Genomic DNA, 12,696 nt, shown 5'->3' on the forward strand with positions numbered 1-12,696 from the left:
CACGCGGGGGATTCACAGGGGACCAATGACCTTTCCACAGCAACGCAACGGGGACACCACCGGCAGCAGGCCGCCCACGCTGGCCACGCGTGCCGCCCGCCGGGTCTGGGCCGACATCCGGCCGCTCGACCCGGTCCGCTCCATCAAGGGCAAACTCGCCCTCCTGGTGATCGTCTCGGTCTTCCTGGCCACCGGCATGGTGGTCGTGGCGATCCGGTCCGAGACCCAGATCCGGATCATCATGATCTTCTCGATGATCGCCTCGCTGCTCTTCATGCAGTTCCTCGCGCACGGGCTGACCGCCCCGCTGCGCGACATGACCGCCGCCGCCCGCGCGATGGCCTCCGGCGACTACACCCGCCGGGTCGAGGTGAACTCGCGCGACGAGATCGGCGAGCTGGCGGCGACCTTCAACCAGATGGCGGCCGATCTCGGAGCCGCCGACCGCCACCGCCGCGAGCTCGTCGCCAACGTCTCGCACGAACTTCGCACGCCGATCGCCGCGCTGCACGCCGTGCTGGAGAACGTGGTCGACGGCGTGGTCCAGCCGAACCCGGCGACCCTGGGTGCCGCGCTGGAACAGACCGAACGGCTCGGCCGGCTGGTCGCCCACCTGCTCGACCTGTCCAAGATCGACGACGGCGTGGTCGACCTGGACGCCCGCCCCTTCGAGGTGCGCGAGTTCCTGGACGGCGTGCTGCGCGGGGTCACCGTGGACGGCGCGACGGCCGGCGGGGCGTTCTCCCGCCGGGGCGACGTCCGGCTCGCCCTGGAGGTCAGCCCGGCCGGCCTGACCGGCGTCGCCGACCCGGAACGGCTCCACCAGGTGGTCGCCAACCTGGTCGACAACGCCTGCAAGCACTCCCCGCCGGGCGGCACCGTGACGGTCCGCGCCCGGCCCGGCGACATGCCGGGCGGGCTCCTGCTGGAGGTGGAGGACGAGGGTCCGGGCATCCCGGCGGCCGACCGGACCAGGGTCTTCGAGCGGTTCAGCCGCAGCGGCACCGCCACGGGGGCCGGGCCGGGTGCCGACGGCGGCACCGGGCTGGGCCTGGCCATCGCCCGCTGGGCGGTGGACCTGCACGGCGGGCGGATCGAGGTCGCCGAGGCCGAACGCGGCTGCCGGATCGCGGTCCGGCTGCCCGGCCCGCGCTGACCGCGCGGGCGGCCCCGCGCCGGCCCCGCCGGCGGCCCCGACGGCGCTCGCGTCCGCGTTCACCCCGGTGAGCGCGCCGGTGATCCCGCCGGTGTCCCGCAGGCGGTTCCGTCGGAGGTCGCCGCGATGTTCGCGTCGAGCGGACTTCGCCCGCATGTCACAGAAGCGACACAGACATGCGCGGCGGAGTCCGCCGGTCAATCGAATACTTTTGTCCGCTTTTGCCCATATATGGGACGCGATCAGGCGCGATCGGTTCCCCTCCGATGCGGCCTTCTAACGCACATTTTCAGCCAACCTGCAGGTCAGCACTGTGATCTGGGCGACGCCTGGGCCCCGGGGACTGCGCGATCACTGGTCAGAGGCGTAGCCTTAATCCCCGCTGTCCAAACATCCCAAAAGGAAGCGGAAGAGGGCGGTTGCCGCCGTGTCGCCACAGTCCCATGAAACCTCCAACAGCTCGGCAAGCTCCACGGGCTTCGGCCCCAATGAGTGGCTCGTCGACGAGATCTACCAGCAGTACCTCCAGGACCCGAACTCGGTCGACCGAGCCTGGTGGGACTTTTTCGCCGACTACAAGCCCGGTACCGAGGTGACCCCAGTGACCCAGGCCGCGACCCAGGTCGGCCCCACGCCGACCCCCGCCGCCGCCCCCGCGCCCGCCGCCGCTGCTGCTCCGGCGGCTCCGGCCCCGGCAGCGCCGGCTCCGGCAGCGCCCGCCGCCCCGGCAGCTCCGGCCGCCGCGGCCCCGGTCTCGGCCCCGGCCCCGGCCGCGCCGCTCGCCGCAGCCCCCGCCGCGCCTCCGGCCCCCAAGGCCGCCGCCCCGGCCGCTGCGCCCGCCACCGACGCGACCGGCCCCGAGCTGGTCCCGCTCCGCGGCCCGGCGAAGGCCGTCGCGACCAACATGGACGCCTCGCTGGAGGTGCCGACCGCGACCTCGGTCCGCGCCGTCCCGGCCAAGCTGTTGATCGACAACCGCATCGTCATCAACAACCACCTGCAGCGCGCCCGTGGTGGCAAGGTCTCCTTCACCCACCTGATCGGGTACGCCCTGGTGCAGGCCGTCAAGGCCTCCCCCGGGATGAACAACAGCTACAAGGTGGAGAACGGCAAGTCCTACCTGGTCAAGCCGGAGCACGTGAACCTCGGCCTGGCCATCGACCTGGTCAAGCCGAACGGCGACCGCCAGCTCGTCGTCGCGGCCATCAAGAAGGCCGAGACCCTCGACTTCTTCGGCTTCTGGCAGGCCTACGAGGACATCGTCCGCCGGGCCCGCGCCAACAAGCTGACCATGGACGACTTCACCGGCGTCACGGTCTCGCTGACCAACCCCGGCGGCATCGGCACCGTGCACTCCGTGCCGCGCCTGATGCAGAACCAGGGCACCATCGTCGGCGTCGGCGCCATGGAGTACCCGGCCGAGTTCCAGGGCTCCGCCCCGGAGACCCTGTCCCGGCTCGGCGTCTCCAAGATCATGACGCTGACCTCGACCTACGACCACCGCGTCATCCAGGGTGCGGCGTCCGGCGAGTTCCTGCGCGAGATCCACCGCCTGCTGCTCGGCGAGAACGGCTTCTACGACGAGATCTTCGAGTCGCTGCGGATCCCGTACGAGCCGGTCCGCTGGGCCACCGACGTCGCCACCACCCACGACGACGAGGTCAACAAGACCGCGCGCGTCATCGAGCTGATCCACTCCTACCGGGTCCGCGGCCACCTCATGGCCGACACCGACCCGCTGGAGTACAAGCAGCGCAAGCACCCCGACCTGGACGTCACCACCCACGGCCTCACCCTGTGGGACCTGGAGCGCGAGTTCGCGGTCGGCGGCTTCGGCGGCCAGCGGATGATGAAGCTCCGCGACATCCTCGGCCTGCTGCGGAACACCTACTGCCGCACCGTCGGCATCGAGTACATGCACATCCAGGACCCGAAGCAGCGCAAGTGGCTGCAGGAGCGCGTGGAGAAGCCGTACACGAAGCCGGAGCGCGAGGAGCAGCTGCGCATCCTGCGCCGCCTGAACTCCGCCGAGGCCTTCGAGACCTTCCTGCAGACCAAGTACGTCGGGCAGAAGCGCTTCTCGCTGGAGGGCGGCGAGTCGCTCATCCCGCTGCTGGACGCCACCATCGACTCGGCGGCCGAGCACCGCCTGGACGAGGCCGTCATCGGCATGGCCCACCGCGGCCGTCTGAACGTGCTGGCCAACATCGTCGGCAAGCCGTACGGCAAGATCTTCGGCGAGTTCGAGGGCAACCTCGACCCGAAGTCCATGCACGGCTCCGGCGACGTGAAGTACCACCTCGGCTCCGAGGGCACCTTCACCGGCCTGGACGGCGAGACCATCAAGGTCTCGCTCGCCGCGAACCCCTCCCACCTGGAGGCCGTGGACCCGGTCGTCGAGGGCATCGCCCGCGCCAAGCAGGACATCCTGGACCAGGGCGGCACGACCTTCCCGGTGCTGCCGATCCAGATCCACGGCGACGCGGCCTTCGCCGGCCAGGGCGTCGTCGCGGAGACCCTGAACATGTCGCAGCTGCGCGGCTACCGCACCGGCGGCACCGTGCACGTCGTGGTGAACAACCAGGTCGGCTTCACCGCCGCCCCGGCGTCCTCGCGCTCCTCGATGTACTGCACCGACGTGGCCCGGATGATCGAGGCCCCGATCTTCCACGTGAACGGTGACGACCCGGAGGCCGTGGTCCGCGTCGCGCGGCTCGCCTTCGAGTTCCGCCAGACGTTCCACAAGGACGTCGTGATCGACCTCATCTGCTACCGCCGCCGCGGTCACAACGAGGCCGACAACCCGTCGTTCACCCAGCCGCTGATGTACGACCTGATCGACAAGAAGCGCTCGGTGCGCAAGCTCTACACCGAGGGTCTGATCGGTCGCGGCGACATCACCATGGAAGAGGCGGAGCAGGCGCTCCAGGACTTCCAGGGCCAGCTGGAGAAGGTCTTCGCGGAGGTCCGCGACGCCGCCCAGGCCCCGGCCCCCGCCACCAACGGCAAGCCGGTCGCCGACTTCCCGGTCAACATCCAGACCGGCATCTCCCAGGAGATGGTCAAGCGGATCGCCGCCTCCCAGGTCAACCTGCCGGACTGGCTGACCGTCCACCCGCGCCTGCTGCCGCAGCTCCAGCGCCGGGCCGCCTCGGTCGAGGACAACACCATCGACTGGGCGACGGGCGAGACCCTCGCCATCGGTTCGCTGCTCATGGAGGGCCACCCGGTCCGCCTGGCCGGCCAGGACAGCCGCCGCGGCACCTTCGGCCAGCGGCACGCCGTCCTGATCGACCGCCAGACCGGCGACGACTACACCCCGCTGCAGTACCTCACCGAGGACCAGGCCCGCTACACCGTCTACGACAGCCTGCTGTCCGAGTACGCGGCCATGGGCTTCGAGTACGGCTACTCGCTGACCCGCCCGAACGCGCTGGTCATGTGGGAGGCGCAGTTCGGCGACTTCGTCAACGGCGCCCAGACCGTGGTGGACGAGTACATCGCCTCCGCCGAGCAGAAGTGGGGCCAGCACTCGGGCGTCACCCTGCTGCTGCCGCACGGCTACGAGGGCCAGGGCCCGGACCACTCGTCCGCGCGCCCGGAGCGCTTCCTCCAGCTGTGCGCGCAGAACAACATGACGGTCGCCATGCCGACCCTGCCGTCGAACTACTTCCACCTGCTCCGCTGGCAGGCGCACAACCCGCACCACAAGCCGCTGGTCGTCTTCACCCCGAAGTCGATGCTGCGTCTGAAGGCCGCGGCGAGCGCCACCGAGGAGTTCACGTCCGGCTCGTTCCGCCCGGTCATCGGTGACAACACCGTCGACCCGGCGAACGTCCGGAAGGTGGTCATCACCGCCGGCAAGTTCTACTACGACGTCGAGGCGGCCCGCACCGAGCGCGGCGTCACCGACACGGCGATCGTCCGGGTCGAGCGGCTCTACCCGCTGCCGGTGGCCGAGCTCCAGGAGGAGCTGGCCCGCTACGGCGAGGACGTCCAGTTCGTCTGGGCCCAGGAGGAGCCGGCCAACCAGGGTGCCTGGCCGTTCATCGCGATGAACCTGGTCGACCACCTCCAGGTCGTCATCGGCCGCAGTGCCAACGGCGCCCGCCTGCGCCGCGTCGCCCGCCCGGCCTCCTCGGCCCCCGCGGTCGGCTCGGCCAAGCGTCACGCCGCCGAGCAGCAGTCGCTGCTGGAGGAGATCTTCACCATCTGACCCTCCCGGTCGGACTCCGGCACCGTCGCACCTCCGGCCCCCCGCGCATCCCTGGTCCCCAGGGCCGCGCGGGGGGCCGGAGGCGTATCACCACGGCGTGTGCGAAGGTCCCAGCTCTGCAACCAAAGCGGTACCGACCTGCGGGGAAGACTGACGGGTCGATAGGTTAAGCCTCGCCAGACCGTCGTCGGGGCCGCCGTCAACGAGCCCGGGACGCGGTCGGACGACCTCACCGCTCTCCCAGGGGGATCTACCGCATGACCGCCGACACGCCGAGGGACGCCTCAGCCACCCCGCTCCCACCGGTCTTCCAGCCGCTGCACCCGGACGACCCGAGGGAGGTGGGCGGCTACCGGCTGTTCGCCCGGCTCGGGGCCGGCGGCATGGGCCGGGTCTACCTCTCCTACACGCCCGGCGGCCGGCCGGTGGCGCTCAAGGTGGTCCGCCCGGAGTTCGCCGAGGACAGCGAGTTCCGCCGCCGCTTCGCGCAGGAGGTCTCCAACGCCCAGCGGATCCACGGGCTCTACACCGCGCAGGTGATCGACTCCGGCGGCCTGGACGGCGACGCCCCCTGGCTGGTCACCGCGTACGTCCCCGGCCCCTCGCTCCAGCAGGTGGTGCGCGAGAACGGCGCGCTGCCGGTCCGTACCGTGCTGCTGCTGATGGGCGGCGTCGCCGAGGCCCTCCAGGCGATCCACAGCGTCGAGGTGGTCCACCGCGACCTCAAGCCGGCCAACGTCCTGGTGGCCGGCGACGGCCCGCGCGTGATCGACTTCGGCATCGCCCGGGCCGCCGACGCCACCGCGCTCACCGGCACCGGCTACCGGATCGGCTCGCCCGCCTTCATGTCCCCCGAGCAGGCCCAGGGCCGCCCGGTCACGCCGGCCACCGACGTCTTCGCACTCGGCGCGCTGGCCGCCTACGTGGCCGCCGGCTCCGCACCGTTCGGCGACGGCCCGGACACCGCGGTGCTCTACCGCGTGGTGCACGAGCAGCCCGACCTGGACGCCGTCCCGGCCGACCTGCGCGAGCTGATCCTGCGCTGCCTGGCCAAGTCCCCCGAGGACCGGCCCCGGCCCGCCGAGATCATCGAGATCGCCCGCAACCACCCGGCCGTCGGCGGCCAGCTGCGGTTCTCGGACGACTGGCTGCCCCGGCAGGTCAACACCGAGATCACCCGCCGCTCCGACCTGCCGAAGACGCCGCCCACCCCGCTGCCGGCCGCGCCCACCGCTCCCCCCGCCCCGGCCGGGCCGCCGACCGCCCCGCCGCAGCCGGCGACCGTCCCCACCCACCCGGGCACCGCGCCCTCCTTCGGCCCTCCCACCGGCTACGGACCCACCCAGCCGGCCACCCCGCCCACCGGCTACGGCCAGGCCCACCAGGCCACCCCGCCGCCGGGCTTCGTCCCGCCCGCGCTCGGCGCGTACGGCGCCGCGCAGTCGCCCACCGAGGCGCCCACCGGCCCGCTGCTCCCCGCGCCGCCGACCGTCCAGCTGCGCCAGGAGCCGCCGTCCTACGACACCCCGCCGCCGGGACCGGTGGTGACGGACACACCGGCGGCGCCGGAGCCGAAGCGCAAGGGCGTCTCCTGGAAGGTGCTGCTGACCGTCGCCCTGGTGATGGCGCTCGGCGGCACCGCGGGCGGTGTGGTGCTGATGGACCGGATGGACAAGTCGAAGAAGGACGAGGCCAGGACGAGCTCCGCCCCGAGCGCGCCGGTCACCCAGCAGCCCGCCGCCCTGCCGACCACTCCGGTGGAGACGACCCCGACCGCCACGACGGGCGGCTCGTCACCGAAGGCGAGCCCGTCCGCGACCTCCGCACCGGTCAGCGCCGTGCCCCTGCCCGGCTCGCCCAGCGCCTCCGGGGTCACCGCCCCGGCCCGGCCGACCGGCTACCAGCTGGTGATCGACAAGAAGCCGCTCTCGATCCCGGGCGCCGAGTACTCCAGCGAGGCGTACCGGATCGACCTGACCACCGGCAACGTGGTGCCGCGCGGCTCCGACCTGAAGTGGGGGCTCGGCCTGACCCGGGAGTCCACCTCCAGCGGCAGCCGGGCCGACTCCTTCGCCAGCTCCGGCGACAGCAAGTCGGACTTCGCGGTCATCACCGAGGCGGCCGTCACCCCCGAGCAGTGCGCGGCGGCGATCGACTCCCGTCCGGACACCGACCTGACCTTCAACCGGGTCACCCCGGGCCGGCTGCTCTGCATCCGCGACCGCGTCACCCGCAACATCGCCATCGCCGCGGTCGAGGTCGCGGACGCCACCACCGGTGCGGCCAAGGTGAACCTGTCCACCTGGCGCGCCAGCTGACCGGACTATCCTGACCAGGTCGAATCCCCACCGGACCGGAGCGAACCGTGTACTTCACCGACCGCGGCATCGAGGAGCTGCAGAGCCGGCGCGGCGACGAGGAGGTCACCTTCGAGTGGCTGGCCGAGCGCCTGCGCGAGTTCGTCGACCTCAACCCGGACTTCGAGGTCCCGGTCGAGCGGCTGGCCACCTGGCTGGCCCGGCTCGACGACGAGGACGACGACTGACCCGGTAGGCCGTCCTCGCAGGCCGGCTGGGCGAAGGGCCCGGAGAGCACCCGCTCTCCGGGCCCTTCGCCGTCCCCCGTAGGGGACGGCTCGGGGTGGGCTCCGGGTCCGCTCCGGGTCGGGGTCCGGCCGGATTCCCTTGACTTCACCGTCACGCGATATATCGTCTTTAAAGAGAGAACGCGATACATCGCGAGTCATCAACGGGAGGCGGCAGAGATGAGCCAGTGGACGGTCGAAGGACCTGACAGGATCACCATCGAGGAGGCCGTCCGGACCCTCCAGGTGCGGATCATCGACGGCACGGTGAACGTGGTGGCCGCCGAGGGGCCCGCCCGCCTGGAGGTCACCGAGCTCAAGGGCGAGCCGCTGCACGTCACCCTGGTCGACGGTGTCCTCACCGTCACCTACAAGGACCTCAGCAGCTGGAACGAGTTCGGCGACGTCCTCAAGTCGGTCGAATCGGTGAAGGGCTTCTTCACCTCGTTCAAGCGCAAGCGGACCGCCGAGGTCACCCTGACCGTGCCCGCCGGCACCGAGGTCAAGGTCGGCACCGTCTCGGCCGCGACGACGGTCTCCGGCTTCACGGAGCGCGTCTCGGCGCAGACCGCCAGCGCCGACGTCACCCTCGTCGGCCTGGCCGGCCGCACCGACGTCAACACCGTCACCGGCGACGTGGACGCCCAGTCGGTGGCCGGCCGGCTCAAGCTGAACACCGTCTCGGGCCGGCTCACCGTGGTCGCCGGCACCGCGGAGAAGGTGTCGGCCAACGCCGTCACCGGCGCGGTCACCCTGGACCTCGCCGCCGCCACCCCGACCGAGATCAAGGTCACCACGGTCAGCGGCGCGGTCGGCGTCCGGCTGCCGTCGCTGGCCGACACCAAGGTCGAGGCCGGCACCACCAGCGGCGACCTCTCCTCCACCTTCGAGCAGCTGAAGGTCGGCGGCTCCTGGGGCACCAAGCGGCTCTCCGGCCAGCTCGGCGACGGCAAGGGCAGCCTCACGGTGACCACCGTCTCCGGCGCCGTCACCGTCCTGCACCGGCCCGACGCCGAGGAGGACGCCCCGGCCGTGGTGCGGGAGCTGCCCGCCCCGGCCGACCTCACCAAGGGCCCCGACCTCACCGAGGAGGTCTGAGATGACCCCCGTCTTCGGCCACGGCCGGCTTCGCCTCTACCTGCTCAAGCTGCTGGACGAGGCCCCGCGGCACGGCTACGAGGTGATCCGCCTGCTGGAGGAGCGCTTCCAGGGCCTGTACGCGCCCTCGGCGGGTACCGTCTACCCGCGGCTGGCCAAGCTGGAGCAGGAGGGCCTGGTCACGCACAGCACCGAGGGCGGCCGCAAGGTCTACCGGCTCACCGACGCCGGCCGGGCCGAGCTGGAGGCCCGCCAGGGCGAGCTGGACGATCTGGAGCTGGAGATCCACGACTCGGTGGCCCAGCTCGCCGGGGCGATCCGCGAGGACGTCCGCGACAGCGCCCAGGACCTGCGCGAGGAACTGTGGGGCGCGGCGGCGAAGCAGGCCCGGCGGCGCGCCTCCGGTGACGGGGACGCGACCGGGGACGGGGGCGGGGACGGGGACGAGGGCACCACCGGGGACGGCAGCCCGTGGGCCGGACCGTGGAGCGACAGGGCCGCCTGGCAGCGGGCCAAGGACGAGTTCGCCGAGTTCAAGCGGCAGGCCAAGGAGCAGGCCAAACGGGCCAAGGAGCAGGAGAAGGCCGCCAAGGCCAAGGCCAAGGCGGCCGAGGAGGAGGCCCGCCGGCTGCGCGAGCAGTCCCGGGCGGCCCGCACGGCCGCGCAGCAGGAGGCGCTGCGGATCAAGCGCCGGGTCGAGCAGCAGGTCCGCGACCACGCCGCCCGCGGCGACTGGCCGACCGGGCTGGCCGAGGGGCTCTCCGAGCTGACCAGGGGCCTGGCCGGGCTGGCCGACGCGGCCCGCTGGGGCCAGCAGGCCGACGACCGGGCCGAGGAGCGGGGCGAGCGGCCCGCCGACCGGCCGGCCGGAGCGCCCACCGAGAAGGTCACCGTCACCCGGATCGACCTCGACAAGGACGAGCCGACCGGCGCGGCCCCGGCCGACCTGCCGGCGTGGGCGGCCACCGACCCGGCCGGTGACCCGGCCCGGGAGCTGGAGCGGCTGCTCGACCGGTTCCGTGACCAGGTCCGCGACGCGGCCCGGGACGGCGGCGTGTCCGCCGACCGGCTGGCCGAGGCCCGCGCGGTGCTGGGCGCCGCCGGCGAGCGCCTGAAGCGGCTGCTGGGCTGACCCCGGCACCCTCGGGTCCGGCATCCCCGCAGGGGTGCCGGACCCGCGCGCGTCACGGGGTCAGGACGATCTTCCCGAAGACGTCGCCCCGCGCGAGCCGGGCGAAGCCGTCCCGGGCGTCGGCCAGCGGGAGCACCGAGTCGATCACCGGGCGGACGCCGGTGGTGGCGCAGAACGAGAGCAGCCCGGCCAGTTCGTCCCGGTCGCCCATGGTGGAGCCGACCACCTTCAGCTCCAGGAAGAAGATCCGGTTCAGCTCGGTGGCGGCCGGGTTGGGGCCGGAGGTGGCACCGGAGATGACGATCGTGCCGCCCGGGCGGAGCGACTTCACGGAGTGGGACCAGGTCGCGGCGCCGACCGTCTCCATCACCGCGTCGACCCGCTCGGGCAGTCGGGCCCCGGCGGGGAACGCCGCGTCGGCGCCGAGCTCCACGGCCCGGGCGAGCTTGGTCTCGTCGCGGCCGGTGACCCAGACCCGCAGCCCGGCCGCCTTGCCGAGGACCACCAGCGCGGTGGACACACCGCCGCCGGCGCCCTGCACCAGGACGGTGTCCCCCGGCCGCACCCCGGCGTTGGTGAACAGCATCCGGTAGGCCGTCAGCCAGGCGGTGGGCAGGCAGGCGGCCTGCTCGAAGGAGAGCCCGGCGGGCTTGGGCAGCAGGTTCCAGGTGGGGACGGCCACCTGCCGGGCGAAGGTGCCCTGGTAGCGCTCGGTCAGGATCGAGCGGGGCTCGTCCGGCCCGACGCCGTGGCCGGACTGGCCGATGACCGAGTGCACGACCACCTCGTTGCCGTGCTCGTCGACCCCGGCCGCGTCGCAGCCGAGGATCATCGGCAGCTTCCCGGCGGGCAGGCCGACCCCGCGCAGCGACCAGAGGTCGTGGTGGTTGAGGCTGGCGGCCCTGACCGTGACCACGCTCCAGCCCGGACGGGCCTGCGGCTCGGGGAGCTCGCCCAGCTCCAGCCCGCCGAGCGGGTCGTCGGCGTCGATTCGTGCGGCGTAGGCAGCAAACATGATCCGGACGATAGCGGCGGGCGCCCGGGGCCGGAACCGCGCGTACGTGTGACGCGCGTCCCGGGGAGGGGGAGCGCCCCCGCGAGGGCGGCGCTCCCCCGGCGCGCGTCAGCGGCGGGCGACGCCCTCCGCGCGGGCGGCCTCGGCGACGGCCTTGCTGACCGCCGGGGCGACCCGCTCGTCGAACGGCGAGGGGATCACCTTCTGCGGCGTCAGCTCGTCCGCCACCACACCGGCGAGCGCCTTGGCCGCGGCCAGCTTCATGCCCTCGGTGATCCGGGTCGCCCGGACCTGCAGGGCGCCGGCGAAGATGCCCGGGAAGGCCAGCACGTTGTTGATCTGGTTCGGGAAGTCGCTGCGCCCGGTGGCCACCACGGCCGCGTACCGGTGCGCGACCTCCGGGTGGATCTCCGGGTTCGGGTTCGCCATGGCGAAGACGAACGCGCCCGCGGCCATGGTCGCGACGACCTCCTCCGGCACCGTGCCGCCGGAGACGCCGATGAAGACGTCGGCGCCGGCCAGCGCGTCGGCCAGCGAGCCCTTGAGGCCGGCCCGGTTGCTCAGCGCGGCGATCTCCGCCTTGACGTCGGTGAGGTCGCCACGGCCCTCGTACACCACGCCCTTGCGGTCGCAGACCGACACGTCGCCGATGCCGGCGGCCAGCAGCATCTTGGCGATCGCGATACCGGCCGCGCCGGCGCCGGAGATGACGGCCCGCAGCGAGCCGATCTCGCGGCCGGTCACCTTGGCCGCGTTCCAGAGCGCGGCGGTGGTGACGATGGCGGTGCCGTGCTGGTCGTCGTGGAAGACCGGGATGTCCAGGGCCTCCTGGAGCCGGCGCTCGATCTCGAAGCAGCGCGGGGCGGAGATGTCCTCCAGGTTGACCCCGCCGAAGGACGGCGCGAGCCGGACCACGGTCTCGACGATCTCGTCCACGTCGGTGCAGGCCAGCGCGATCGGGACGGCGTCCACGCCGCCGAACTGCTTGAAGAGGATCGCCTTGCCCTCCATGACCGGGAGGGACGCCTCGGGGCCGATGTCGCCGAGGCCGAGCACGGCGGTGCCGTCGGTGACCACGGCCACCGTGTTGGCCTTCCAGGTGTAGTCGTTCACCAGCTCGGGCTGCTCGGCGATGGCCGTGCAGACGCGGGCGACACCGGGGGTGTAGGCGAGGGACAGGTCGTCCGCGTCGCGCACCGGGACGGTCGCCCGGACCTCCATCTTGCCGCCGCGGTGGAGCGCGAACACGGCATCGACCGGATCGTCGGTGTCCTGAGTAGTGCTGTGGATGATCTCCGCTGCCACGATGACCTCTTCGTCATTGATCGAGCGAGGGCACGCGCCCGACGGAGCGGACGGCCCGGCCTGGACCGACGTCCGGTCAGCGGTGACCGGTCACCGGTGTCCGGGGACGCCGGGACGTCCCCGGGAAGGCCGGGTCGGGGCGCCGCCGTCGGGCGTGCGCCCTCGGATGAGGGTTTTATTCGAGTTTTCT

8 protein-coding genes are annotated in these 12,696 nt (G+C 72.7%); 6 read left to right on the plus strand and 2 right to left on the minus strand.

All coding sequences use genetic code 11. The features are described 5' to 3' along the window. The first annotated feature begins 25 nt into the window (after positions 1-25). The 6 genes from PUR56_RS37540 (at position 26) to PUR56_RS37565 (ending at position 10,186) form a co-directional block, all read left to right on the plus strand. Complete coding sequence (locus tag PUR56_RS37540; protein WP_329952252.1) at positions 26-1,156, plus strand: sensor histidine kinase; 1,131 nt, start codon at positions 26-28, stop codon at positions 1,154-1,156. Between the two features lie 427 nt (positions 1,157-1,583). Then, the gene (locus tag PUR56_RS37545; RefSeq protein ID WP_329952253.1) at positions 1,584-5,372 is read left to right on the plus strand and encodes a multifunctional oxoglutarate decarboxylase/oxoglutarate dehydrogenase thiamine pyrophosphate-binding subunit/dihydrolipoyllysine-residue succinyltransferase subunit; all 3,789 of its coding nucleotides are present in this window, start codon (positions 1,584-1,586) and stop codon (positions 5,370-5,372) included. A gap of 257 nt (positions 5,373-5,629) precedes the next feature. Continuing rightward, positions 5,630-7,690, plus strand: coding sequence for a serine/threonine-protein kinase (locus tag PUR56_RS37550; protein ID WP_329952254.1), 2,061 nt, complete (start codon positions 5,630-5,632; stop codon positions 7,688-7,690). A 47-nt stretch (positions 7,691-7,737) separates the two neighbouring features. Then, a complete protein-coding gene (locus tag PUR56_RS37555; RefSeq protein ID WP_329883083.1) occupies positions 7,738-7,917 on the plus strand; it encodes a DUF6104 family protein in 180 nt (59 codons plus the stop codon). Between the two features lie 219 nt (positions 7,918-8,136). After that, positions 8,137-9,054, plus strand: coding sequence for a DUF4097 family beta strand repeat-containing protein (locus PUR56_RS37560; RefSeq protein ID WP_329952255.1), 918 nt, complete (start codon positions 8,137-8,139; stop codon positions 9,052-9,054). Position 9,055: 1 nt separating this feature from the next. Then, positions 9,056-10,186 (plus strand): PadR family transcriptional regulator, encoded by a 1,131-nt coding sequence (locus PUR56_RS37565; protein ID WP_329952256.1) that lies wholly within the window; start codon positions 9,056-9,058, stop codon positions 10,184-10,186. A gap of 52 nt (positions 10,187-10,238) precedes the next feature. Here the strand turns inward: PUR56_RS37565 and PUR56_RS37570 are convergent, their stop codons facing one another. Next, positions 10,239-11,201, minus strand: a complete 963-nt coding sequence (locus PUR56_RS37570; RefSeq protein ID WP_329952257.1) for a zinc-binding dehydrogenase — start codon at positions 11,199-11,201, stop codon at positions 10,239-10,241. 108 nt (positions 11,202-11,309) lie between these two features. Then, a complete protein-coding gene (locus PUR56_RS37575) occupies positions 11,310-12,506 on the minus strand; it encodes an NAD(P)-dependent malic enzyme (protein WP_329883087.1) in 1,197 nt (398 codons plus the stop codon). Positions 12,507-12,696: the final 190 nt, after the last annotated feature.

The sequence above is a fragment of the Streptomyces sp. BE303 genome, assembly GCF_036290945.1.
In the GTDB taxonomy this organism is placed as follows: domain Bacteria; phylum Actinomycetota; class Actinomycetes; order Streptomycetales; family Streptomycetaceae; genus Kitasatospora.